Here is a 24,411-nt window from a genome sequence, read left to right on the forward strand (position 1 = left end):
ATAAATATGTCTGATCTAATCTTAAACAACAAAGAGTCGTTCGTAATGGACTCTATCTGGGGCACGCTTTACACCAGTGCTCGTGAAAACCTCACTTTTCTAGACTTCGATGATGACATCAAAATCGTAGCACGCAGCGATTGGAACAAAGAGAAAGTCGCATTGATTTGTGGTGGTGGCTCAGGTCACGAGCCTGCACATGCTGGTTTTGTTGGCAAAGGTATGCTAACAGCCGCGGTATGTGGTGATTTGTTTGCTGCGCCAAGTGTCGATGCGGTGCTTAACGCTATCCTACATGTGACAGGAGACGCTGGCTGTTTGGTTATCATCAAAAACTATACTGGTGACCGCTTGAACTTCGGTTTGGCCGTCGAGAAAGCCAAAGAGATGGGGCGCAACGTTGATCTTATCGTTGTGGGAGATGACATCTCAATCCCTGGTAACCCTCAACCTCGAGGTATTGCTGGCACAGTGCTTGTACAGAAAGTTGCTGGTTATGTTGCTGAAAGTGGCGGCTCGCTTGAAGACGTAAAACAAGCGGCTATCGATGCAAACGACAAAACCGCTTCTATTGGTGTAGCATTAAAGAGTTGCTCATTACCAGGTGAAAGCAACGACCGTATTGCTCAAGGAAAAGCCGAGCTGGGTTTAGGTATTCACGGTGAAGCTGGTATCGAAACTATTGACCTGCCAAAAGCAAAAGAGCTCGTTGCGACCATGATAAGTAAGTTAGTTGACGCTAATTCACTATCAGATAACGCTATTTTGATTAATAATTTAGGTGGTTTGTCTCCTACTGAGATGAATATTGTGGCTAAAGAAGTAGTGGAGTCAGAGCTCGGTCATCATGCTAAGCTAATCGTCAGTGGTGCACTAATGACGGCGATTGATATGAAAGGCTTCTCAATCTCTTCAATTCAGCTGAACGATGAAATCACTAAAGCACTTATGTCTGAAGTTGAAACTGCGGCATGGCCAGGTGCTGTTGTTCGGCGCGAAGTCCCTGTAACTAATTGTCAAAACCAAATTACCAAGAACACCTTTATGCCATCTTATGATGAAGAAACGGCGCAGGTGTTATATAAAGTTTGTCAGACAATCATCGATATTGAGGCTGAACTTAACCATTTAGACTCAATCGTTGGTGATGGGGATACCGGCTCCACGTTCGCCGCAGGTGCTCGTAAAGTGCTAGCACAACTAGAGGCGAAACAGCTGCCCCTACAAGACAAAGCGAAACTACTAACTACAATCGCAGACTGCCTAACGTCAGTTATGGGCGGGTCGTCAGGCGTGTTGCTATCGATCATGTTTACAGCAGCGGGACGAGACTTTGAACTTAATGGTTCGCTTCCAAAGTCACTTCAAGCAGGCCTTGGACAGATGATGGCTTATGGTGGAGCTAAACCAGGTGATCGCACTATGATTGACGCACTGCATCCCGCGCTTGAGGCATGGATTCAAGAAGGCTTTGTTGCCGCCATCGAAGCTGCACAAGCGGGGGCAGAATCAACAGTAGCAATGACTAGCGCTAAAGCAGGCCGCTCTTCTTACCTAAATAGCGACAGCCTATCAGGAACCAAAGATCCAGGTGCATTCGCTGTAGAGAAAGTATTTAGTCAGTTCTAACCACGCAAAGGGTCACCAGTGTTGGCGATCCAAGCAATTACTGTGAAACAGAATTAAAAAGAAGGAATTCAATATGGACAACATTATTATCTCTCCTAGTAAGTACATTCAAGGTGAAGGTTCTTTAGACAACATCGGTAAATATGTTTCGGTATTTGGTAAAAAGCCCCTCGCAATTGCTGATGACTTCGTTATGGGTTTGGTTCGTGACCGTACAGAAACCAGCGTTATTGGTGAGGGTCTTGAAGCAAACTTCGATACCTTTGGTGGTGAGTGCTCCCGCGTTGAGATTGAACGTCTGATTGAAGTAAGTGCACAGCAAGGCAATGACGTAATTATCGGCATCGGAGGTGGTAAAACCCTTGATACCGCAAAAGCAGTAGCCTACTACTCTAAAGTGCCTGTGGTAGTTGTTCCTACTATTGCATCAACAGATGCCCCAACCTCAGCACTAGCCGTAATCTACACACCAGAAGGTGAGTTCAGTGAATACCTAATGTTCCCATCAAACCCAAATATGGTAATCATGGATACAGGTATTATTGCAGCTGCCCCAGTTCGTACGCTCGTAGCAGGTATGGGGGATGCGCTATCAACTTACTTTGAGGCGCGCGCAAATGGTTTATCAGGTAAATCGACTATGGCAGGTGGTGCGCCAACACGCTCAGCTCAGGCATTAGCAAAGCTATGTTATGAAACATTGATTGCAGATGGTGTGAAAGCCAAAGCGGCGGCTGAAAATAAAGTGGCTACTAAAGCACTGGAAAACATCATTGAAGCCAACACTTACCTTTCTGGTATCGGTTTTGAAAGTTCTGGTCTGGCTGCGGCACACGCAATTCACAACGGCCTGACTAAACTAGAAGAGTGTCATCACCTATTACACGGTGAAAAAGTTGCGTTTGGTACAATCACGCAGTTGGTTCTAGAGAATGCAGCGCAAGCGGAAATAGAAGAGGTGCTTAACTTTTGCCGCGCGGTCGGTCTACCAACTAACTTACACCAAATGGGTGTAAAAGAATTGAACAATGATAAGCTAATGGAAGTAGCAAAAGCGTCATGTGCTGAAGGTGAAACTATTCATAACATGCCTTTCCCTGTAACAGCGAAATCAGTGTATGCCGCAATCCTAACTGCACATAAGCTTGGTCTGTAAGGATACAATAAATAGCAAATCGGCTCTCAGGTGAGGGCCGTTTTTGTATCTGAGTTTAGTTCTATTGTCTGTTAAGCCGTGAGGTTACCACACAAAAATCAGATGAAAAGGAAATTACCCACTTAATTCACAATAAAGTGGTCTATGTAAACCATTCACTATAAATTTATTCGATTGTTATTAAATCGGCTACTTATTCTTCTTTATTTTCAGTTGCCTTACACCACTCATACTAAAACTACTTCAAGTTTCAGAGTGTTGTCCCTGGCGTAAGTTTAAAGAAAATAGTGCCGTGAAATAGCGTGCTCCCTCCAGTAATTTGATGCAGAAATCTTGTCAGTGCCATGCTCCCGAAGGGCGAACTCTCTTTGTCCACATGCGTTGTTACCAGTTTTTGATTTAGAACCACTCGATCTTTTAAAGTGGGAAATAGTAAAAATAGCGCTGATATTCCCCAAAAGATCATTGCAGTAAAATATACAGAACCTGACGATATCAGCCCAGAAAAGCTTTTTATTGAATTAAGCTCGACAGCAAAAGAAGTGGTAATCAGGTCGATGACCAATACAAATCAAGCCAAGCCAATTATTTAAATGACTGCCTAAATTATTGAGGTTAGATTCTAGGAGCTGTTAACCTTTTGAGCTGATTTTTACAGCAGTTTGTGGGCTTTTTATACAAGACAAAGGTTTTGACATGTATTTGACTTACTGTTAAGCCGAAAACGCAGTAGCAAGGAAGCACAAACGCTGCCCGAAGGGTTCTAGCTAGGCGCTCCCGCTAAAAACGTTTTACTCTTTGTTGATAGGTGTTTGCTCAGAATGACTAGGCTACAAACGACTAGCCATTTGCCTTTGGCCACGATTTATATGCTTTTATAAAGAACGAAAATCAATAGACCCTAGTGAAAAATCTGGTTCTGGTAGGATATTTATGGATGCAAAAATAAAAAACGGTAGCTTAGCGCTACCATCTCTTAATGTTTCTTAATGTCTAAAAACTGACATTTTTGTACACAAGCATGCAACCAATGATAAGTAAGAAAGTGTGGACGATTTTGTGGTAGTCAATATTGTATTTCTGTAAGTAATGGTAGCCGATCATACCGCCCGTTAGCCCAATAGCAAACGCTGGGAGTGCTGAAACAACATGCGATAAAACTTCATCGGTAATCAAGCCTTCATTCCAGAAACTAATATTTGCGCCAATCATTTGCAGCATAAAGAAAAAAGCTAACGTCGATTTAGTTTGGTCTGCTGTCCACGGCTGCATTGACGTGTAAGCAATCACTGGTGGGCCAGACTCACCCACTGTCGCACCAAGAACTCCAGAGGTAAAGCCCGCACCTACTGTAATTGGAACTGAGGTCTTTTTAAACAAAGGCTTAGATGACATCATGGAGTGCAGGCTAGAAATAACTAATACGCTGCCCATAGTCAAAAGGATGTACTGAGAGGGCATGGTTGCCAGCAGCTTTGCACCAACAAATGACGCTGGAATTGAACCAGCAAACAAAACTAATCCTGTTTGGCGCTGAATAGAATGTCGCATTTTCCATACAACGGGTAATGTGACTAACCAGCCAAAAATACCTGCAATCGGTACAGCTGTTTGGGCCCCTACTATAAGTGAAAGTAGCGGAACTGATACCAGCGCAGACCCAAATCCTGTCAAGCCTTGAGTAAAGCCTGCTAAGGCTATGATCATCGAGATAAATAGTATAGTGGTGTCCATATGTCCTAGTTCTTGAACTTAGTGAATGTAAGATTACTATAGAATTATTGAAAATAATTACCATTGCGTATGTCACATTTTGTTGTTTTGTGTCCGTTTGGTTTCGCTTTGTGACTCTTGTCTCAGATGGTTTTTACCTCTTTCGTATAATGAAACTTTCTACTTTTCGACCTTTGGCATGGTCAAAATGCCAATGCTCATATTCTTTTGAGTGAGTATCGGCATTTTGATTATTTATTTTTTGATGAGGTTAGCTATGGAAAATTTCCAAGCAGAAAAAGTTAGTTGTTACGACCTAAGGACAAGTCATCACACTGACGCTATAGGAACAGAAGCATTTGATAAAGTGTATGGGTTGGGTTATGAAGTGGGACATGAGGATTGGTCACCGTTCCCACGAGTAAATAAACTTCGTCAAACCTTTCTTGACAGACCGTATGATATTGATGTTGAGAGATTACGTTTGGTTACTGAGGCGTTTCAAAATAATGAAACCGTGCCACGGATATTACAGTGTGCTTATGCGTTTGAAAATATCTTGCTTAACAGTACGCTTCATATTTATGAAGACGATTTGATCTTAGGGGAAATTGCAGCGCCAGCGAAAGCGTCACCTATCTACCCGGAGTTTTCTGTCGATTGGATTATCGATGAAATTTTAAATTCGCCCTTTGAAGAGCGTACTAACGATCAGTTCTATATTCGTAATGAGCAAGATCGCGCAGAAATCCTTGAACTATGTGAGTACTGGAAAGGCAGAAGTGCCAATGAGTTTATTAGTGCTCATCTAGATGATGACCAAAAGAAAGGGTCGCACATGGGTGAGAAAGTGTTCCAAACCAATAACTACCACTTTGCGGGAATTGGTCACTTTGCGATGGATTTTAAAAAACTGATGACGCTCGGTTACAACGGAGTGTTAGAGCAAGCGAGAGAGGCCCTTTCTCAGTTGTCTATACAAGACCCAGATTACAGTGAAAAACGTGATTATTACAAAGCGACCATTATTACGTTAAAAGCATCAATTAAATACATTACTCGTTATGCTTTGCTCGCTGAGGACATGGCGTTTTCTGAAACGAAGAATAAGCGTAAACAAGAACTTCAAGCTATGTCAGCAAACTGTTACCAAATCGCCGGCGGTGTACCGCAGACTTTCTGGCAAGCAGCTCAATTGTTCAACTTTGCGGTAACTATGACCCAAATTGAGGGTAATGGGCACTCAATATCTTATGGTCGTATGGATCAATGGATGTTGCCTTTCTACAACAAAGATGTCAGCGAAAATGGGGTATCGAAAGCGTTCATTCTTGAAGTACTTGAAGTACTTTATGTCAAAATGAATAACCCAACCAAGCTAAAAGACAAGGGCACGGTGAAGGTTCGTAATGGTCGCGGATTTGGCGGAGAAAGCCTAACGATTGGTGGTGTTGATGTCGAAGGCAATGATGCAACTAATGATCTAACCATGTTGATGCTTGAAGCGTCTGTTCACACTCGAATGATGAATCCTTGGGTATGTTTACGTCTGCATGAAAGCACACCATATGAGTTGAAAATTAAAACCATTGAATGTGTTCGTGCTGGCTATGGGCACCCTAAATTGTTTAACGATGGTCCAGCAATTAAAGCTATGTTAGGTAAAGGCGTCACATTGGAAGAAGCGCGGGATTATGCTGTTGTTGGATGTGTAGAGCCAACGATTCCAGGTAAAGAATACGGTTGGTTAGATGCTGGTTATGTGAATACTCCAAAGCTGATGGAGATGGTAATAAATGGCGGCCGCATTCTTTCTGGTCCAAATGCTGGTATGCAGCTCGGCCCAGATACAGGTAGCCTAGATACATATCAATCCTTTGAAGAAGTCCTTGAGAGTGTCGATAAGCAATTCGCATATTGGTGTGATCAGTTATGCAGCTGCCTCAATGTGACTGACAAAATGCATCGAATGATTAAGCCAACGCCTTACATTTCAGCCTTCTTTGAGGGGTGTATAGAGTCAGGAAAAGATTTGACTTATGGCGGGGCAAAATATAATGGTACTGCGCCACAAGCCGCTGGAATTGCGACATGTGCAGACTCGTTAGCTACCATCAAAAAGTTGGTGTTTGATGATAAGAAGTATACAGGTAAAGAATTGCTTGATGCTGTTAAGGATAATTGGGAAGGGCATCAAAAGCTCTATTCTTTAGTGAACAGTTCTAAAATTCCACACTATGGTAACGATAATGATGAAGCGGACGAACTGTTCTCGTTTATGTTCGATTGTTACTGCCGTCATATTAAAGAGCGTGACAATCCCCGCGGCGGTAAATTCAGCCCTGGCGTTTACACTGTGAATGCGAATGTTGGAATGGGGTTGTACACCAATGCTTCGCTTGATGGCCGCAAGAGTGGCGAGCCGATTTCAGATAACATGGGGCCTGTACATACGGCGGCTGGATCTCACGACATTAATGGTCCAACGGCGGTGATTAATTCGGTGACCAAAGTTGATCACAGCTTGGCGACCAATGGTACATTGCTTAATCTACGTTTTCCTGAAGACGCCGTATCTGGTGTAGAAGGTCGTGATATCTTGGTTAGTTTTGTTGATGAGTACATTAATAAACAAGGCATGCATGTCCAGTTCAACATTATGAGCTCCGAGAAGATGCGAGCTGCGCAAAAGAACCCTGAACTCTACAAAGATATGCTGGTTCGAGTAGCGGGGTACAGTGCGTATTTCGTTGAATTAGGTAAACCGTTGCAAGACGACTTGATTCAGCGCACCGAACTTAGGTTTTAATTAAATCCAGATGATACCCAAACTACCACTAGCTCATTTAAGTACATAACGGGTTTGGGTATCCGCGATTATTACATAATTTGAGGCTTATTGTGTCAAAACTAGCAACGGTACTAAACGTTCAGCGATTTACTCTACACGATGGACCGGGAATACGTACTGAAATTTTTCTTAAAGGTTGCCCGCTCCGCTGTGATTGGTGCGGTAACCCAGAGAGCTTCAAGCGTTTCATAGAGGTTGGGGTTTATCACCGTAAATGTATATCAATCGAGCATTGTGGAACATGTCAAGAAGTATGCCCTGATAGTAATGTGCTGATTTACTCTGACTCTATGTTGAAGCAAATTGATAGTGATCAGTGCTTAAGCTGTATGAGGTGTGTAGAAGATTGTCCTTCAGAAGCTATCAAGCAATGGGGACAGTTGATGTCCGTTGATGATTGCATGGCGCTGATTTTAAAAGATAGAGGATTTTATGAGCGTTCTGGTGGTGGAGTTACAGTGTCTGGTGGAGAGCCTTTGCTGCAAAGTGACTTTGTATTAGAGCTCTTCAGGGCTTGCAAGGAAAAGGGAATCCATACTTGTTTGGAGTCGAGTTTTTATGCCAACTGGAATCTCATCGAGAAGGTGATGCCTTATACTGATTTGTTTATCTCCGATATTAAACTTATGGATACCTATAAACATAAAATCTATACCGGAGTCGATAATAGTAAAATTCTACGAAATATTAAGTCTTTAACAGAGTCTGGTAAGGAGTTGATATTACGAATTCCAGTGATTCCAACGATTAATGACAATGACCAAAATATTTACGCAACTGCAGATTTCATTGAATTTGAGTTGCAAGGGCGAGTTAAGGTACTGCAATTACTGAGCTTTATGCGCTTGGGGGAAGAGAAATATCAGTCTCTAGGGTTACCCTACAAAATGAAAGAGCTTTCGTTTGATCGTCATAATTTTCAGGTTCGAGTGAGCGAAATAGCCGACTACTTTAATGGACGCGGGATACACTGCTCTGTAGGAACTAAAGAAAAACAAGTAGCATAGAAAAGCTCCAATAAAACATAAACAAGAGGTCATAACGTGAAATTATTGGAAGAAAACTGGGGTGTGGTCGAGGGACAAACGACTCCCGTCAAACTGTTTACGCTCAAAAATAGCCAGGGTATGGTGCTTCGGGTTACCAACTATGGTTGCATCGTTACATCGATAGAATGCCTTGATCGCAATGGTGACAGAGCTGAAGTTGTGCTTGGATATGAGAGCTTACAAAAATACCTAGGGGGTCATCCTTTCTTTGGTGCTGTGGCTGGTCGCTATGCAAACCGAATCGAGAATGGTTGCTACACACTTGATGGAGAGAAGTTCGTTTTAGAAGTCAATGAACTACCAACTGGACAACATTTGCATGGTGGAACCAAGGGGTTCGATAAGTATGTATGGGACTTTACTGTTGAAGAGCAACGAGAGGCGATCTTTGTTCACTTTAGCAGGATTTCGGCTGATGGGGAGTCGGGTTATGGTGGCAACTTATTGGTAACTCATACAGTAGGTTTAGATGAGCTCAATCAAGTTCACTATAACTTCAAAGCCATGACGGATAAGCCAACCGTGGTTAATCTATGTAATCACAGTTACTACAACCTTGCTGGTCATGACTCTGGTGTAGTAGACAAGCATGAGTTGAAGCTATTTTCACTATTTTACACGCCAGTGGATGAGAATATGATCCCAACTGGTGAGGTTTGCTCGGTCAGAGACTCAGGGTTAGATTTTACCGTAGCAACTTGTATTGGTGATAACAAAGCAAGAATGAAAGACGGCGGCTTTGACCATAACTTCATTCTTGATGGTAATATAAAAGAAGGTGAGTACAAATACGCAGCGGAGCTATATGATCCAAGTAGTGGTCGAATGATGACAGTACTTACGACTCAGCCAGCAGTTCAGTTTTACAATGGTTTTAAGCTTTCAAACAAACGTTGGTTTGGTCGCCATGGTAAACGTTATGAGTCGTGTCATGGTTTGTGTTTAGAAACTCAGCATTTCCCTGATAGTCCTAACAAAGAGTGTTTTCCAACTACGCGTTTGAATCCGGGTGAGGTATTTGAAGAGAAAACCATTCACCGTTTCTCGATAAAGTAACGTGGTGTTACTGATACATTACTCTGTTCATTTTGAAAAACAGAGCTTTTTATATTTAACACACTTAAAATTAAAAAAGCGACTGTTTAAGAGTCGCTTTTTGAATTGATTATGAGCAGATAACTAACTCGGTTTCACCTTGCTTAGCTGCGGCTTCGATTGAAGGGCTTGGTTGAGTATCAGTGAAGAAACAAGTCACATCTTGTATATTTGCTAATGTAATCGATCCCTTTGGAATAAACTTGCTAGAGTCCATTGCAACTAATACATGCCGCGAAGACTTCATTACGGTTTGAGTTATCAATGTTTCATTTAAATCATATTCTAGTAGGGTACCGTCGACATCAATTGATGCGGCACTAGTTATTAAATAGTCAAAACGGAAGTTAGAGATGAAATCCATTGCTTCTGTGCCAACAATTCCACCGTTAAAGGCTTTTACTTTACCACTTGGTATCAAAACATCCATAGATTTGTTTGTATGGAGAACACTCGCAACTCTCAGACTATTTGTAATAACCTGTAAATTAGTTTTGTTAGCTAAGTGACTGGCTATTATTTCTGCAGTTGTACCTATAGTAATAAACACAGTTGAACCATCAGGAATCATATCAGCGATCGCTTGACCGATGGCATGCTTCTGATCTGTATCTGAAACCTTGCGCACTTCATAGTCTAGATTGTTCTTGGTTGCAGGAGAGCTTGCTCCGCCGTGGTGACGTATTACCAAGCGATCATTGCTGAGTTTTTTTATATCTCGACGAATAGTCTGTGTAGACACATCAAGTAGCTCTGCGAGTTCTTCTACACCGTAATAGCCTTTGTCATTGACTAGTTGAATTAACTTATCTTGTCTGGGGTTTGTCACATCAATACTTCGCTTTGTTTACTTTTGTAATATTTGATCCACTTCTAGCCTAGTCGGAATGCCTTCTCGACCACCTTTTTTTGTACATTTTAACGCGGCAACAGTATTTGAGAAAACAATAGATTCGCGATTTTGTTTAGATTCTGCGACAGCAACCGCTAAAGCACCATGAAAGACATCACCTGCGCCTGTTGTATCAACTACATCTACTTGGACAACCGGTTCGTGGAGAATATCTTTACCTTCTAACCAATAGCAACCTTTTGACCCGACTGTGACATAAACCATACCGTCTGTTTGTTTTTGTGCAAGTTTTAATCCTTCTATTGGGTCAGAACATCCAGTAAACTTTTTAAGTCCAGGCTCCGAAAAAGCAACATGGTCTGCTAACTTCACTAGGTCATCAATTGGGTCTGGAGCGATATCAGCATCAAGAACTGACGGGATATTGTACTCTTTTGCTTGTTCCAAAGCATATTTTGCTCCTTCTGGCCAACGTACGTCCGTCAAAATAGTTTTGTATTGAGAAAAGTCGATTTTCTCAAGAGGTTCGGGGTTGCGACTTAATGTCTGATCTTGGTAATTAATGATCATTCGTTCACCTTCGTCATCAACTAGTACTGCTGAAAATGCAGATGAAGCTCCTTCAACACATACCATGTTTTCCACATTAACGCCGTACTCTTCTAGTTCAGTTAACATAGTTTGAGCAACACTGTCTTGACCGACACGACCAATGAAATCCACTTTGTGGCCTAATTTTGCTACCGCTACTGCTGCTGTAGCTGCTGGGCCTCCACCAACTTCAAAGTAATCTTTGGCTACATATTTTCCGCCTGTCGTTGGCAGACTGTCTACACGCTGAATTCGATCAAGTACTGTAATACCTACACATGCAATTGTCATAGTTCTTCTCTTAAGTTATCCACGTAATTGGGTTGTTAAGCCTACAAAGTAATGTCGTTAGTATATTTACATTATGATATTTATCTAGGATAACAATCACAAATCAATTAAAAAATGACAAAAAACGACAAAATGTGACATTTATAGTGGTTTAAATGTCCAATAGTGTTTATATTGAACTCAACTTAACCGCTAACGTGAAGGAATAAGATATGTCTCAAATCGGATTTATTGGCTTAGGTCAAATGGGCACACCCATGGCACTTAATCTAATCAAAGGAGGTCACACATTAAAAGTATTTGATATTAATGAAGTTGCTGTTCAGACATTAGTTGAAAGTGGAGCGAAAGCAGCTGTTTCTCCAGCTGACGCTGCATTGGATTCTGAATTTGTAGTCACAATGCTTCCAAATGGGAAACTAGTAAAAAACGTAATTTTTGGTGAACACGGAATTGCGTCAGCTTTAGATAAAAATGCGCTGCTTATTGATATGTCGACTATCGACCCACTTGATACTGATTTGTTGATTCAGGAAATGAGCGATAAAGGCTTTTCTATGATGGAAGCACCAGTGGGGCGAACCTCTGAGCATGCTGTTCGAGGTGAGTTATTGATTATGGCTGGCGGTACGAAAGAGCAAATCGAGCGTGCTCAACCACTATTTGATTGTATGGGATCAGAAACCGTTGACGCTGGTGGTGCTGGCAAAGGTATCCGTATCAAAATCATCAATAACTATATGAGTATTGCCCTTAATGCATTATCGGCAGAGGCTGCAACACTCGCAGAGGCGATTGGGCTTGATTGGGATACTGCTATGAAGGTGATGAGTGGAACCCCTGCTGGTAAAGGGCATTTTACCACAACTTGGCCAGGTAAAGTTCTCGCGGGTGATCTATCTCCTGTATTTATGGTTGACCTTGCACACAAAGATCTTGGAATTGCTCTAGATCTTGCCAACCAGGTTAATGTTCCAATGCCATGCGGGGCTGCATCTCGTGAGTTATACAGTATTGCACGCGCAGCAGGTCGTGGTCGTCAAGATTGGACTGCGATTCTTGAGCAACTTAGAGTAACTTCAGGTTTGGAACCGAAGGTGAAATAGAACCTAATTATTGTGATTGTCAATAAGGTGGTTTTTGTATTTTATTTAAAATTTTATGACATGTGAGTTCTCGTGGTCCTCATTGTATTTAGTTAAGAACTCAGATCGTAATTAAGATGATTAAAATTAACTTAATATCAGTTTCTTACGGTTGTTTGGATGTCTTTTAATTTCTATTTAGAACTGTATTTTTAATTAATTACTGCAGTTATACGTGAATCGCTTAACATTGGAATTTGTGATTACGCGTACATTTTTGGAATTAAATGTCACTTAATTGACATGTTTGTTGTGTGGATAACAGAAATGGACAAGTTGAATTGCTAACTTGTAGTCAAAGAGACAAAAGTCTTAGAAATCGAAATTTATATAAAGGAAGGAAAGTCATGCCTTACTTATCAGGTAAAACAATGATTCAAGATGCGTGGAATAATGGTTACGCTATTGGCGCGTTCACTGCACATAATTTAGAAACTATTAAAGCAGTTCTATTAGCTGCCCAAGAAGAACAGTCTCCAATCATGATTCAGATTGGTCAGAAGGCTATAAACGAAATGGGGATGAAACCGCTTCGTGATGCTGTGGACTCTCTTATTCAATATCACAAAATAACTGTTCCTATTTGTGTTCATTTAGACCATAGCCGTAAATTCGAACAATGTATCGAAGCGGCAACACGCGACTTCCAGTCGCTAATGTATGACGGTTCTGCACTTCCATTTGAAGAAAATATTCGCGTTACAAAAGCAGTAGTAGACGTTGCGAATGCTCTTGGTTTAGGTGCGGAAGGGGAAATTGGTAAAATTGGCGGCACTGAAGATGACATCACTGTAGACGAGAAAGATGCGATGATCACAACAGTGGAGGAAGCGTTAGATTTCTCTGAACGTACTGGAGTTCACTACCTAGCAGTATCTATCGGTACAGCACACGGTGTTTACAAGACAACACCTGAACTAAAATTTGACCGTCTTTCAGAAATTAAAGAAGCGGTTAAAAAACCAATCGTACTGCATGGTGGTTCTGGTGTACCAGATGATCAAATTTTAGAGGCTGTTAAACGTGGCGTTGCCAAGATCAACGTAGACACTGAGCTACGTCAAGGTTTCATTACGGGTGTACAGACACACTGGAAAGACAACGAGACTGACTACATTCTTGCCGATGTAATGAATACAGGGATTGCTTCTATGAAGGAAGTAGTTCAACACAAGATCCGCTTATTTGGATCAAACGGAAAAGCAAAATAATAACAAAGAAATAACCGACTATGGGTGTTGAAACCTCAGCACCCATAGTCTCTCTAATCTAATAATGGTGATTCCATGTTAAGAGCCATCGAAAAAGCGTTAAACACGGTAACGACCCCTCTGTCAAAGGTGCTACGCCATGTGGCGGGTATCCTCCTGCTAACTATGACACTTATTGTTGTTGCACAAGTACTATATCGCTATGTACTAAATATCCCACTTAGCTGGACAGATGAATCGTCGAGATTCCTGATGATATATATGACATATCTATGTTTGCCGTTTGTTTATTTAACGGACAAAAATATAGCAATGACATTTGTGACAGAAATCCTAGAAAAGAAAACACCTCGTTTTTTTGCGTTCCTCGCTCTATTAGCACATATCTCTGCGATTCTAGTCTTTGTTGTTTGGATCAAGTTTGGTCTGAACTTCTTTCAGACTGGTTCTGTAATGGCTGATAGTCTTCCAATACCAATGTTCTACATATACATAATTCCACCTGTCATGATGGCATTAACCATCCTATATGCGTTGCAAAAATGTATTGCATCACTTCGAGGCATGATTGGTGACTTTGAAGATGTGTCTAAAACAGGTAACACAGCTGAATTGTTTGAAGCTTCGGAGGCTGAAGACAAGCCAGCTGAAGAGCCAAACGAAACGCAGTCGTTTGAATCTAAAACTGCGGCTTAAGGAGGCGTTAAAATGGTTTCTCCAATTTTCTTACTTTATTTTTTAATTCTATTAATCATTGGTGTACCAGTACTATTTACACTTGGCTTATCACCTATGATTACGCTGTTCCAAAACGACCAAATGCTTTTTGCAAATATGCTTTATCAGCGTTTGTATTCCGGCTTGGATAGTTTTCTCTTATTAGCACTACCTTTCTTTATGCTTGCAGGGGAGTGTATGACAGCGGGCGGTATTACTCCACGTATCATCGCTTTTGCTCAAACTATGGTTCAACATCTTCGAGGTGGTCTTGGCCATGTTGTTATTCTAGCATCAACTATCTTCGGAGCTCTAACAGGATCGGCAGTTGCTGCGACTTCTGCGATTGGCGGCATGCTAATCCCGGAAATGAAAAAATACAAATACGATACTGGTTACTCTGCAGCATTGACTGCCGCAGCCACTGTACTGGGCAACATCATTCCGCCGTCGGGCATCATGCTTCTTTATGCGTTTGTAATGAACACTTCTGTCGCAGCAATGTTCTTAGCGGGTGTAACGCCAGGTCTCATATTTTGTATTGGCCTGATGATTATGAATCGCTACCAAATTCGTAAGTATCCTGATGTAAAAGCGATGGAACGCGCTCCAGCGATGGAACGTCAGCAAGCATTCAAGTTAGCGATTGTCCCATTGTTAACACCAATCATTATTCTTGGTGGTATTTACGGCGGTATTTTTACACCGACGGAGGCGGCAGCTGTTGCAGTGGCTTACGCAATTGCAGTATCTCTTTTTATCATCAAGGTAACTAACGTTAAGGCAACTTATGCGTTGTTTGCTAAGGTTGCGGTAAATGCAGCATCTATTCTTATTATTGTAGCCGCTGCAAGCGGGTTCGCTTCTCTAATCAGTTTATCCGGTGTGTCGGACATGGTTGCTGGTTTTATGAATGGTATTACAGACAACCCATACCTGCTCTTTGCGATTATCAACGTACTACTCTTTATCATTGGTATGTTCCTTGATGCAGGGCCCGCGATTCTGATTTTTGCACCAATCTTTGCCCCAATTATGATTAATGCAGGTATCGACCCAGTTCACTTCGGTGTTGTTATGTGTGCAAACTTGTCGATTGGCCTAGCGACACCGCCTATGGGGTTGGTTTTATTTGTAGCATCGGGCGTTTCTAAGGTGCCAGTCTCAGAAATATCTAAGAAGATTATTCCGTTTCTTATAGTTGAAATTGCATTGATTTTCGTAATTTCTTGCTTTCCTCAACTTGTCATTGGTTTACCTCAGTTGTTCGGGATCATGTAACCACGTAATTAATATTTGCATTTGAGCCAGAAACTAATCCGTTTATTAACAGTGGGTATCTACAAATAAACACTAAGACGGTTAGTGCAACGCTTATAGTAATGACAATTCGACTCGAATAGACGCTAAAGATTTTAGCAAAACCTATTGTAGGGGGAGCGACTACTTAGACTCCGCCTAAGGAGAGCAAAGATGATTAAAGATAAAGGTAATTTAGCCGCAAAAGCTCAGAAGATACTCACAGCACTTGGTGGTATCGATAACATTAGAGATGGAAACATAGACAATTGTGCTACTCGCCTTCGTATTCAAGTGGAAGATATGGGCTCTGTAGATGAAAAGCTTCTTCGACGACAAGGAGCGTTGGGGTTTATCCACTTACCCGAAAACCAAATCCAAGTTGTGTTCTTTGATGTACATAACTTAGCTGAAGAATTAAGAAAACAAGCGACCATTTAGCAAAGAAAATTGCTGTTATGCGTTAGATACATAGATTTTTTATTATAGGTAAAGTTGATATGAAATGGATTAATAATCGTTCTCACACTTCGTGGTTGGAAACTGAGACCGACCGCATTTTCGAGTTTGGCCGTAATTCTGTTGTTCCAAATGGTTTTGGTTGGATAGGGAATAACGGTAACGTGCGTGAGGAAATGGGGACTCGGCTTTGGATTACAGCGCGTATGCTTCACTGCTATGCTCTAGCGGCACATATGGGGCGCCCAGGTGCGTACGATTTGGTCGAGCATGGTATTGCTGCGCTTGAAGGTCCTCTAAAAGATAAAGAATATGGCGGTTGGTACGCAACCATCGATAATGAAGGCGAAGGCATCATAGATTCGTCTAAACAAGGCTACCAGCATGCGTTCGTTCTATTAGGTGCAGCAAGCGCGGTAACAACGGGTCACCCTCGCGCACAAGCGCTACTAGATGAAGCGATTAATGTTTACGAAGAACGCTTCTGGGTTGAAGAAAAGCAGATGTGTTACGAGTCTTGGGATCAAACTTGGACTGAGACCGAAGATTATCGTGGTGGTAATATGGCTATGCACTCTGTGGAAGCATTCCTGATTGTATATGATGTCACAAAAGATCAGAAATGGTTAGAACGCGCCCTAAACATAACAGAATTCATGATCAACAAGACGGCAAAAGGCCTGAACTACCGTGTAAACGAGCATTTCGATTCCGATTGGAACACGGTACCAGATTACAACAAAGATACGCCAGCTAGTCACTTCCGCGCGTACGGAGGCACCCCAGGTCACTGGATAGAATGGGGCCGCTTAATATGTCACCTACGTGCAACGCTACAAAATATTGGTGTTCATTGTCCTGATTGGCTATTGGAAGATGCGATTGGTCTATTTGACGCGACAGTTCGTGATGCATGGAATGTTGATGGAGCGCCAGGCTTTATCTATTCCGTTGACTGGGAAGGTAAGCCAGTAGTTAGAGAACGCATTCGCTGGGCTCCTGTAGAAGCAATCGGTACGGCTTATGCCCTTTATACAGTAACTGGTGATAAGAAGTATGAAGATTGGTATCGTACGTGGTGGGATTATTGTCGGACATACCTAATTGACTATGAAGGTTGTTCATGGTGGCAAGAACTTGATGTTAATAATCAGGCTGGTGGTAGCAAGGTATGGGATGGAAAACAGGATATTTACCACCTAATGCACTGCTTAGTTATTCCGCGTCTTCCTTTGACACCAGGCTTAGCCCCAGCGCTGGCTGATGGATTACTTGATGTCAATTTAAAGTAGATAATTACGCGAAATCCTCAGTACTGCTGGGGTGACTCATGCAGGTTTGGTCGTGGTAATCACTTGCGGTTCTAATTCGTTAAAAGTGAATAAAAGTTCTGTGAGTCTGTAATTGTCTTCGATTAAATAAAGGGCCAATAAATTGGATGTTGCCTTTAAAAGTAACATCCGAATCACCTTAAATTAGACAATACCTAGGAATGTTTATATTAACTAACGTAGATTAAATCTATCCACTTAAATTTAATTGATTATTGTTAGTCATAAATATTTAAAGATAATCCAAGGAATAATAACTTTATAATTAGTTCGTTAAGCCAATTTACAATGTTAAATTGAATTAAATTTTAATTTAATTGTAGGTTGAAGTGTTTTTATTAAACTTGGTTTTTATGATTTTCCTATAAGAAGTCTAGGGCTGAAATGCTTTCTTTCTCTATTAAACATTTAATGGGGAGAGGATTTTATACACTTAAAATATAAATAACATATGTTAAACCCTACATTCAGGATAATATAAATGAAACAGATAACTCCTTTTTCTATTTCACATCTAATCTGTGCGAGCTTAGCTGTGTCCTCTATAAATGCAAACGCAGAAGACTTAAGTCAAAAAAATGCTCAAGCTATTGAAGATATGGAAGTTGAACTCAATAAGCAAAAAGATGAAGCAGTGCAATGGCACGGTTATTTTCGTGCTGGATTTACGTCTAACGAAAACGGTTCGGGATCCGGAAATTCAACTATACAAGCACCAAACGCCGGAGCGTTCTACCGTCTTGGTGGTGGTGAGAGTAACTACGCTGCTACTAATTTTAGTCGTAAATTCAATACTGATAGTGGAGCATGGGCAAAAGCTTATTTTGGTTTAGTATACGAAGATCGTGATGCAAGACGTTGGGTTTTTGATACTCAGAATAAAACCATTTTTATGGACAAAGCTTACGTAGAAATGGGTAATTTAGATTTTTCTCCAGAGGCTTTATTTTGGGCTGGACGCGTTAACTGGTCTGATGATATTCATATTTTGGACCGAAAATATTATGAAATTCGTTCTCCAGGTATTGGTGTAAAAGGGATTGAGTTAAGTAACGGTAAATTGGATCTATTCTTGACTTCCCATGATAGTGATGGAGATAAAACCTACACTGATGAGAACGGCACAACTGTTACTTATGAAGATGACGCTAGACCAAGAACACATACACTTGGCGTAGAATATCGCACTGGTCATTGGTGGTTAACTGGTAGCGTACAGACAAATAGCGAGAATAGTACTTACTCTGTGACAAAAACAATCGACGGCGTGGAAAGTTCTTATGTCGGTGAAACAGCCAAAGCAGGCGCACACGTCATGGTAAACTACACTCAGCCAACTTATTTTGGTTTAACAGATGGTCGAGTGAAGTACGTCGCGCAATACGCTTCTGGTACTTCAGCTGCATTTTTAGGTCGCCATGGTGATACTAACCAATCGAATGACGGCGGCCAGAACTACCGTGTGTTTGTCGATGGTTTGGCATCGTTTGGTAACTGGGACATTAATACAATCGCCTTGTTCCAACAGAAGGACGATGTGGACTTTGAGGGTAGCGACAACACATGGTGGACTATTGGTGGGCGAACTTCTTATTACTTCAATCAAAATCTAGCGTTGCAGCTTGAAGCTGGTTACAACGGTAGTAGTTATTCAAGTGATACGGAAGAAGAAGAGGGGGGGTTAGCTACATTTACTATCGCACCGACGTTAAAGCTTAACAAAGCATTCTTTAGTCGTCCTGAAATCCGTTTTTATGCAACATACGCGAAATACACTGGTGACTACAATGCGGGTAGTTTAGACGGGTACAGTTCTAATGAGGATGATAGCTTTACGTTCGGTGCACAGGCTGAGATTTGGTTCTAAATACGCTCTCTAGGTAGAAATTAATTAGTGTATAAGGGGGAAGAATATCCCCCTTTAATTATTATTTTTTACAATTCTACTTAGTTTATATTAAGGGAAGTATGAAAAAAAAGTATATGCAATTACTTCGTAGAGAAAAAATATTAGCAATGTATGAAGAATCTGAGGATATAAGTACAAAGGATATCGCAAAATACTTTAATGTTAGCACTCACACTATCAGACGTGATCTTAATGTTCTTGCAAGTGAAAATAATTTGAATATTTATCATGGAGGAGCAAAGAAAGTTAGGAAGACGAAACTAGAAGAAATAGAAAATGGGATGAATATTATAAATAACATTATTCCATTTATATTTGAAGGATGTAATATTTATATGGAGGCTTCTTGTGTTTCTGAATGTTTAGCGGATTCTTTACCCAATATTAATATTAAAGTTTTTACTAATGATATTAATGTGTATCAATTAATCAAGCATAAAGATAAAATACGGATGTTTTTCTTTGGAAATTCTTCTTCAAGTGAAGACTTAGACATTAATTTTTCAGAATATATTAATAAAGATATTTTTGAATCTATCGATATCGCCATTGTCGAATCTGAATATATTGATAGTGAAGGGTATATGCTAAGTGAAAATTTATCTAGAGCGACATTAAATCGGCTTGCTATAGAGAAAGCAGAATACAGTTATCTTATTAAAGATAATAGGAAAAAACATTATTCGAATAATTGTGTATATAAAGTTTGTTCAACAGACAGTTTTGATAATATCTTTGATGGGGAGTAATAACTTTGGATAACGATAAAATAGAGTATGAGTTAGAACATGCTAGAGCTAATTACTGGATACTGACCGCAATTTGTGGGGTTTTTTTATATCTTTTTATAAATAAATTCATGTTATTGGAATTTGATGCTATCAGTGGTATGTATGCTCTTATACTAATTTTTTCAGGGTATTTCGCAATAAAACTTTCTGCATATATAAACAAGTTAAAAGATATAAATCTAAGAGATGGTTAATAATTTATCATATGAAAAACAACGGTATTTCATAAAGTAAAGAGCGTTTTATTATTGCAATTTATTGATTCAGATTTTCTCCAGTTGGATTGGACACTTAAGACCAAGTGAATTATTCGATCAAAATACTCAGTGTTCAAAGTTTTTCCTCCATGCTGCAAACGCATAAAGAACAAATCTGTAACTTCTCTACATAAGGCAAGTTGATGAGCGCCATGACCGAAACTGGTAACGACTCTATTGGGTTACTCTGCCGAAAAGAGCTAGGGATAGAGGTTCTTACTACTTCAAAATCAAGATAAGGCAGTTATAAGCACCTGAGGTATTTTCTATATTTTGTCTATCGCCGTTTCATATTGTAATGACTATCTTATTTCCATTTTTGAAGCAAGACAGACATGCAAAGCTGTAAGAATGTTTCTTACATTCAAACTGCTAAGGCGTTACCGATTTCTAGTCAATGACACCTTATGGTAACCATAAATGTCACTATATGGTTCTTATAATCATGTAAGATTCTGATTTTTAGAAGGTAGGAGTGTCACTTTATAGGCCTAGCCACACCAATAAATTGAAGGTAATCGAAGGTTGGCGTACCCTCGATCTATCATCGGAAAGCCTATCCAAAGTTTAGAACGTCTCAGCAAGCTTGGGGTGTCACTATCGGAGAATGATTTATATAACAATCATTTAAGTTTCAGGGTGTTTTTTCTAATTAGTTAGAAACGATGTCCCACAAATTGAGATTTTGGTGAAAAATCACCAAAGGCGTGTCAGGCTGAACTGTTTTATTCGGTACTTTCTAGCACGAAAGTGCCCAAAAGTTTGCTACCTGTAAATTAATGCATTTAAACTCAGTTCAATGTTTGACCTACACTTACTAATGCGATTTTTACGTATGTAAGGGTATTCATAGGAATATATGAAGAAGGTGTTGTTACTTCTGGTCACCCTATCATTGCTCCCTTATGGGACGTTTGATGGTAACTGCGAAGTCATTGACTATGAATCTAAGTATGTCGGTGACGTGGTTAAAATGAAGCGTCCGATGGGGTACTTATCAGGTTTAGGTGTATGCAATGATCTACCTAAATATGTTGCTATTAATTCAAGATGTCGCTTCTTGTATAACACTGAGTATGTACTAATTGAACTAACGAATGCATGTGCGGGTTGCCTTGATAAAGAGATATTAGTTGCCCCATATCGTGTTCATTTTGAGAAAGATGTTGCACTAAAAGTAATCGATTCATTTATGATTCGGGTCGATGACTTTTTTTATAAACTTTTCTCTTCACCTCTTGAAATGCTGGTGTTAGAAGATGACACAGGTCGTCAACTTGAAATGTCAGAAATAATGTATGAAACAGTAGTTGTTCGAAGTGAACCTAGTCGTGAGGACGAATTAATTTTCCTAGACTATAAGCGTTACCATGAGCAAAAGAATATATTTACAAAACGATTTTGCTTTACTGATGGCGTATCTTCACCAGAGAAAATGATGACAAATGCTTATAAATTAGTAAATAGCTTTGAGTTAACTGAGACCATCAAGATTTATACTCGAAGCGGTTGTGATAAGAACCAGAACCGCAAACATGGCTTCAAAATGGAAGCTAATAACTTTAATGACTATATTACGTTCAGGTATTACCTAGCTTCATGGGGAGTTTACGGGAAGTGGTATGATTATTAAGTCCTTACTCTAGTTTGTGTCATTTCACCAAAGCTAATCCTAACGAGATATGGTAGGACGGGAACCCTGTGAATCGTTTCCGCTCCGAAGTGAGTTTGCGCAACATAACGAAGGTTGCCTTAAAAATAGGTTTTTAGATTCAAATATCGAACAACTCAATATCGAGATTATCTCGCTTTGTATTTTCGTGTGACTTTCTTGTTAGATTTTTATGTTGTGATTGTAATTGATATGCTCTAGATTGAGTAATGATAATTTATTAATTTAAGAGGCAACCATGTTTCCGATCTCTTTCATCATAATTCCATTGTTGTTGCTGTACGTGTTATTTAATGTAATCGTCGGTTATCGTTTAGGAAAAAGTAAAGTTAACAAAGGAAAGCTAGGTGCCATTTTCTCATTGATCTTTGCGTTTTTCCCTCCAGTAAATTTTGTTTTCTTCGCGTTTTTAGCATTTAAAAGAACCTCTAGAGTAAGCGCATCATAATGCCGATATTTTAACCATGTATCATTGAACTCCGTTACAACTGAACTGTACAACGAAAACCAGACAGCGACTTTTCAATACCTGAGTTATTTGCAAACTTTTAATTTACCAAAATGACTAGCAACGTTTGTCCATCTTCGTTTCGGGTTGATTGGGCTGAAACATTTTTGCCCCAAACCTTGTTAGAATGAGCATTTTGAATTATTTAATGAATTCATTTTTGGCCAAATTTATTTAATGCACAAAGTATGAGATAAATTAACTACCCATCTTTTATTGGTAGGAGAAAATATGGAAGTTCTGCTGTACAGCGCCAAAGGTTCAAATAGCTCAGAAAGAGTGGAATGGGCGCTCAATTTCAAATCTATCCCATATCAAAGAGTTGAGGTTAGTTCTGAGGAACTATCTACAACTTACCTAGCTATAAACTCGTTTGGTTACGTACCGTCTATATCAGTTGATGGTTTTGTTTTTTCTGAGTCAATGGCGATTGCAGAATACCTAGATGAACGATTTGATAGTTGTTCATTACTGGGTCGAAATCTAAACGAAAAGACCCGTATTCGGTGTATTTGTGAATATGTTAATTCCAGTATCCATTCTCCTCAAAATAGGACGGTACTTAAGTTTTTGCGTCCTGAACTTGATGAAGCTGAAAAACGAAAACTCCGTGGTGATTGGATAATAAGTTGCCTCGAAACTTTGAGTTCTAGCTTATGTAAACAGTCAGGTTATGCAGTAGGTTCCGATTTTAGTCTCGCAGATATATTTGTAGCTTCAATATATAAGAAAGCACTGCAACATGGTTGTGTTGAAAATGACTTCTACGCTAATCATTTAAGGTACATAAGAAAAAATGAGCGCGTAGTAGCGTCAGAACCATAAGCCGAAACTGTGTAATAACAAAACCGAAGATAAGTAGTTTTGACTTATTTGTGCCCCATTCTCATTTATCCCTAGATTTTTGACTAGCTACATATGGCGGTTATTGACCTACTTTTTGTAATAGCTAACTATGTGTTTGATAACCGCTGTTACAGCCCTGTACATTTTGGAGGTCAAATGGATGTTCTCATAGAGCAAGAGATTGAATTACACCAATATGAAACTCGTCAAAATAAAACGGATATTGAACGTTTAATCAATCCTAGCTTTTCAGAAATAGGTAAGTCTGGGAATTCTTATGACTTTGCTTCTATCATCAAAATGATGGCAACAGAAAAGCCTTCAAACACCCGAGTTCATTCACAGAAATATGAATGTATTCAGCTTGAGCCGTCGGTTCAGCTACTAAAGTACGAGTCAGCTTTGGTAAATGACTGTGGAGAAATCAGTGACTATGCCAAACGTTGTTCCATTTGGGCCTTCACCGGTACTTGCTGGCAATTGATGTACCATCAAGGTACACCTTGCTCTCCCTTCGAACTAGAACCGATACAAACCTTGTTCGCTAGTGCCGACTAGCACGAGTTTGCCCCAAAATGATTTTGAGCTAGGAGCATCAGCGAAGTATTGTCGACAGACTGACCTATTTTTCCTAATGGCTAACATTAACATGTTCTAAGCAAAGTAGTGGGGTATACGGAATGCCAAGTAAGGGCTCTGAAAGACATATATTTTCGTTCGATGGTGGTAATAAGCTCACAATATTGGCGGCTCTTAATGTCGGCAAATGTTTTGTAAGGAGTGATGTCGACCTCCATCATGGAAGCAATCTTTAGATCTCTAGGCTCGGGGACGACTTTCAATCAGGCATCTAAACCGTGGCGAAGTAAGGTGATGAGTAGAGAGCTGTTGTTTTTCTTACAAAAAGCATTGCAACTATTTCTTTTGAATCAAATCAATGTACTTATGCCTCAAAACTAAATAACGCCCCCCCTCTCAAATGCGACCACCATCATAACCACAAAATGCATATGGTGCTATATTTTCACTTTACATAAT

Annotated in this window: 20 protein-coding genes; 17 read left to right on the plus strand and 3 right to left on the minus strand. The window is 40.2% G+C overall.

Annotated elements, in window-relative coordinates:
- Positions 1–6: 6 nt before the first annotated feature.
- Together DBX26_RS22630 and DBX26_RS22635 are read left to right on the plus strand one after the other, a co-directional pair.
- Positions 7–1,629, plus strand: coding sequence for a dihydroxyacetone kinase subunit DhaK (locus DBX26_RS22630; protein ID WP_118120966.1), 1,623 nt, complete (start codon positions 7–9; stop codon positions 1,627–1,629).
- Positions 1,630–1,702: 73 nt separating this feature from the next.
- Entirely contained in the window at positions 1,703–2,785 is a 1,083-nt protein-coding gene (locus DBX26_RS22635; RefSeq protein ID WP_118120967.1) for a glycerol dehydrogenase, read from the plus strand.
- Positions 2,786–3,778: 993 nt separating this feature from the next.
- Here the strand turns inward: DBX26_RS22635 and DBX26_RS22645 are convergent.
- Positions 3,779–4,519, minus strand: coding sequence for a sulfite exporter TauE/SafE family protein (locus DBX26_RS22645; RefSeq protein ID WP_118120968.1), 741 nt, complete (start codon positions 4,517–4,519; stop codon positions 3,779–3,781).
- A 256-nt stretch (positions 4,520–4,775) separates the two neighbouring features.
- Here DBX26_RS22645 and DBX26_RS22650 point away from each other — a divergent pair, with 256 nt between their 5' ends.
- The 3 genes from DBX26_RS22650 to DBX26_RS22660 all read left to right on the plus strand — a co-directional run bounded on the left by DBX26_RS22650 (position 4,776) and on the right by DBX26_RS22660 (position 9,454).
- Positions 4,776–7,307 carry a formate C-acetyltransferase/glycerol dehydratase family glycyl radical enzyme gene (locus DBX26_RS22650; protein WP_118120969.1) on the plus strand — a complete coding sequence of 844 codons (2,532 nt, stop codon included), beginning with the start codon at positions 4,776–4,778 and terminating at the stop codon, positions 7,305–7,307.
- 92 nt (positions 7,308–7,399) lie between these two features.
- Positions 7,400–8,356 carry a glycyl-radical enzyme activating protein gene (locus DBX26_RS22655; RefSeq protein ID WP_118120970.1) on the plus strand — a complete coding sequence of 319 codons (957 nt, stop codon included), beginning with the start codon at positions 7,400–7,402 and terminating at the stop codon, positions 8,354–8,356.
- A 36-nt stretch (positions 8,357–8,392) separates the two neighbouring features.
- A complete protein-coding gene (locus tag DBX26_RS22660; RefSeq protein ID WP_118120971.1) occupies positions 8,393–9,454 on the plus strand; it encodes an aldose epimerase family protein in 1,062 nt (353 codons plus the stop codon).
- 109 nt (positions 9,455–9,563) lie between these two features.
- On the opposite strand, the gene DBX26_RS22665 is transcribed toward DBX26_RS22660, so the two are convergent.
- Positions 9,564–10,322, minus strand: a complete 759-nt coding sequence (locus DBX26_RS22665) for a DeoR/GlpR family DNA-binding transcription regulator (protein WP_118120972.1) — start codon at positions 10,320–10,322, stop codon at positions 9,564–9,566.
- Positions 10,323–10,340: 18 nt separating this feature from the next.
- The gene (locus tag DBX26_RS22670; RefSeq protein ID WP_118120973.1) at positions 10,341–11,228 is read right to left on the minus strand and encodes a PfkB family carbohydrate kinase; all 888 of its coding nucleotides are present in this window, start codon (positions 11,226–11,228) and stop codon (positions 10,341–10,343) included.
- Between the two features lie 212 nt (positions 11,229–11,440).
- Here DBX26_RS22670 and yihU point away from each other — a divergent pair, with 212 nt between their 5' ends.
- From yihU to DBX26_RS22735, 12 genes are all read left to right on the plus strand, one after another.
- A complete protein-coding gene (gene yihU, locus DBX26_RS22675; protein WP_118120974.1) occupies positions 11,441–12,334 on the plus strand; it encodes a sulfolactaldehyde 3-reductase in 894 nt (297 codons plus the stop codon).
- Positions 12,335–12,720: 386 nt separating this feature from the next.
- The gene (locus tag DBX26_RS22680; RefSeq protein ID WP_118120975.1) at positions 12,721–13,584 is read left to right on the plus strand and encodes a class II fructose-bisphosphate aldolase; all 864 of its coding nucleotides are present in this window, start codon (positions 12,721–12,723) and stop codon (positions 13,582–13,584) included.
- 75 nt (positions 13,585–13,659) lie between these two features.
- Positions 13,660–14,280 (plus strand): TRAP transporter small permease, encoded by a 621-nt coding sequence (locus DBX26_RS22685; RefSeq protein ID WP_118120976.1) that lies wholly within the window; start codon positions 13,660–13,662, stop codon positions 14,278–14,280.
- A gap of 12 nt (positions 14,281–14,292) precedes the next feature.
- A complete protein-coding gene (locus DBX26_RS22690) occupies positions 14,293–15,582 on the plus strand; it encodes a TRAP transporter large permease (RefSeq protein WP_118120977.1) in 1,290 nt (429 codons plus the stop codon).
- 192 nt (positions 15,583–15,774) lie between these two features.
- Positions 15,775–16,041, plus strand: coding sequence for a glucose PTS transporter subunit EIIB (locus DBX26_RS22695; RefSeq protein WP_118120978.1), 267 nt, complete (start codon positions 15,775–15,777; stop codon positions 16,039–16,041).
- A 59-nt stretch (positions 16,042–16,100) separates the two neighbouring features.
- Positions 16,101–17,351: an AGE family epimerase/isomerase gene (locus DBX26_RS22700; protein WP_118120979.1), complete on the plus strand. Its 1,251-nt coding sequence runs from the start codon at positions 16,101–16,103 to the stop codon at positions 17,349–17,351.
- A gap of 520 nt (positions 17,352–17,871) precedes the next feature.
- A complete protein-coding gene (locus tag DBX26_RS22705; RefSeq protein ID WP_118120980.1) occupies positions 17,872–19,257 on the plus strand; it encodes a carbohydrate porin in 1,386 nt (461 codons plus the stop codon).
- 101 nt (positions 19,258–19,358) lie between these two features.
- On the plus strand, positions 19,359–20,048 hold the full coding sequence (locus DBX26_RS22710) for a DeoR family transcriptional regulator (protein ID WP_118120981.1): 690 nt from the start codon (positions 19,359–19,361) through the stop codon (positions 20,046–20,048).
- A 5-nt stretch (positions 20,049–20,053) separates the two neighbouring features.
- Entirely contained in the window at positions 20,054–20,284 is a 231-nt protein-coding gene (locus DBX26_RS22715; protein ID WP_118120982.1) for a hypothetical protein, read from the plus strand.
- 922 nt (positions 20,285–21,206) lie between these two features.
- A complete protein-coding gene (locus DBX26_RS22720) occupies positions 21,207–21,980 on the plus strand; it encodes a hypothetical protein (protein ID WP_118120983.1) in 774 nt (257 codons plus the stop codon).
- Positions 21,981–22,758: 778 nt separating this feature from the next.
- Positions 22,759–23,352: a glutathione S-transferase family protein gene (locus tag DBX26_RS22730; protein WP_118120985.1), complete on the plus strand. Its 594-nt coding sequence runs from the start codon at positions 22,759–22,761 to the stop codon at positions 23,350–23,352.
- A gap of 177 nt (positions 23,353–23,529) precedes the next feature.
- Positions 23,530–23,931: a DUF4440 domain-containing protein gene (locus tag DBX26_RS22735; RefSeq protein WP_118120986.1), complete on the plus strand. Its 402-nt coding sequence runs from the start codon at positions 23,530–23,532 to the stop codon at positions 23,929–23,931.
- Positions 23,932–24,411: the final 480 nt, after the last annotated feature.

Source organism: Vibrio sp. dhg (assembly GCF_003443775.1).
GTDB classification, from domain to species: domain Bacteria; phylum Pseudomonadota; class Gammaproteobacteria; order Enterobacterales; family Vibrionaceae; genus Vibrio; species Vibrio natriegens.

Coding starts and splice junctions, on each gene's coding strand:
- DBX26_RS22685 (WP_118120976.1), top strand. CDS start 13,660: ATGTTAAGAGCCATCGAAAAAGCGTTAAACACGGTAACGACCCCTCTG.
- DBX26_RS22670 (WP_118120973.1), bottom strand. CDS start 11,228: ATGACAATTGCATGTGTAGGTATTACAGTACTTGATCGAATTCAGCGT.
- yihU (WP_118120974.1), top strand. CDS start 11,441: ATGTCTCAAATCGGATTTATTGGCTTAGGTCAAATGGGCACACCCATG.
- DBX26_RS22700 (WP_118120979.1), top strand. CDS start 16,101: ATGAAATGGATTAATAATCGTTCTCACACTTCGTGGTTGGAAACTGAG.
- DBX26_RS22695 (WP_118120978.1), top strand. CDS start 15,775: ATGATTAAAGATAAAGGTAATTTAGCCGCAAAAGCTCAGAAGATACTC.
- DBX26_RS22705 (WP_118120980.1), top strand. CDS start 17,872: ATGAAACAGATAACTCCTTTTTCTATTTCACATCTAATCTGTGCGAGC.
- DBX26_RS22680 (WP_118120975.1), top strand. CDS start 12,721: ATGCCTTACTTATCAGGTAAAACAATGATTCAAGATGCGTGGAATAAT.
- DBX26_RS22730 (WP_118120985.1), top strand. CDS start 22,759: ATGGAAGTTCTGCTGTACAGCGCCAAAGGTTCAAATAGCTCAGAAAGA.
- DBX26_RS22650 (WP_118120969.1), top strand. CDS start 4,776: ATGGAAAATTTCCAAGCAGAAAAAGTTAGTTGTTACGACCTAAGGACA.
- DBX26_RS22635 (WP_118120967.1), top strand. CDS start 1,703: ATGGACAACATTATTATCTCTCCTAGTAAGTACATTCAAGGTGAAGGT.
- DBX26_RS22690 (WP_118120977.1), top strand. CDS start 14,293: ATGGTTTCTCCAATTTTCTTACTTTATTTTTTAATTCTATTAATCATT.
- DBX26_RS22630 (WP_118120966.1), top strand. CDS start 7: ATGTCTGATCTAATCTTAAACAACAAAGAGTCGTTCGTAATGGACTCT.
- DBX26_RS22645 (WP_118120968.1), bottom strand. CDS start 4,519: ATGGACACCACTATACTATTTATCTCGATGATCATAGCCTTAGCAGGC.
- DBX26_RS22710 (WP_118120981.1), top strand. CDS start 19,359: ATGAAAAAAAAGTATATGCAATTACTTCGTAGAGAAAAAATATTAGCA.
- DBX26_RS22720 (WP_118120983.1), top strand. CDS start 21,207: ATGAAGAAGGTGTTGTTACTTCTGGTCACCCTATCATTGCTCCCTTAT.
- DBX26_RS22735 (WP_118120986.1), top strand. CDS start 23,530: ATGGATGTTCTCATAGAGCAAGAGATTGAATTACACCAATATGAAACT.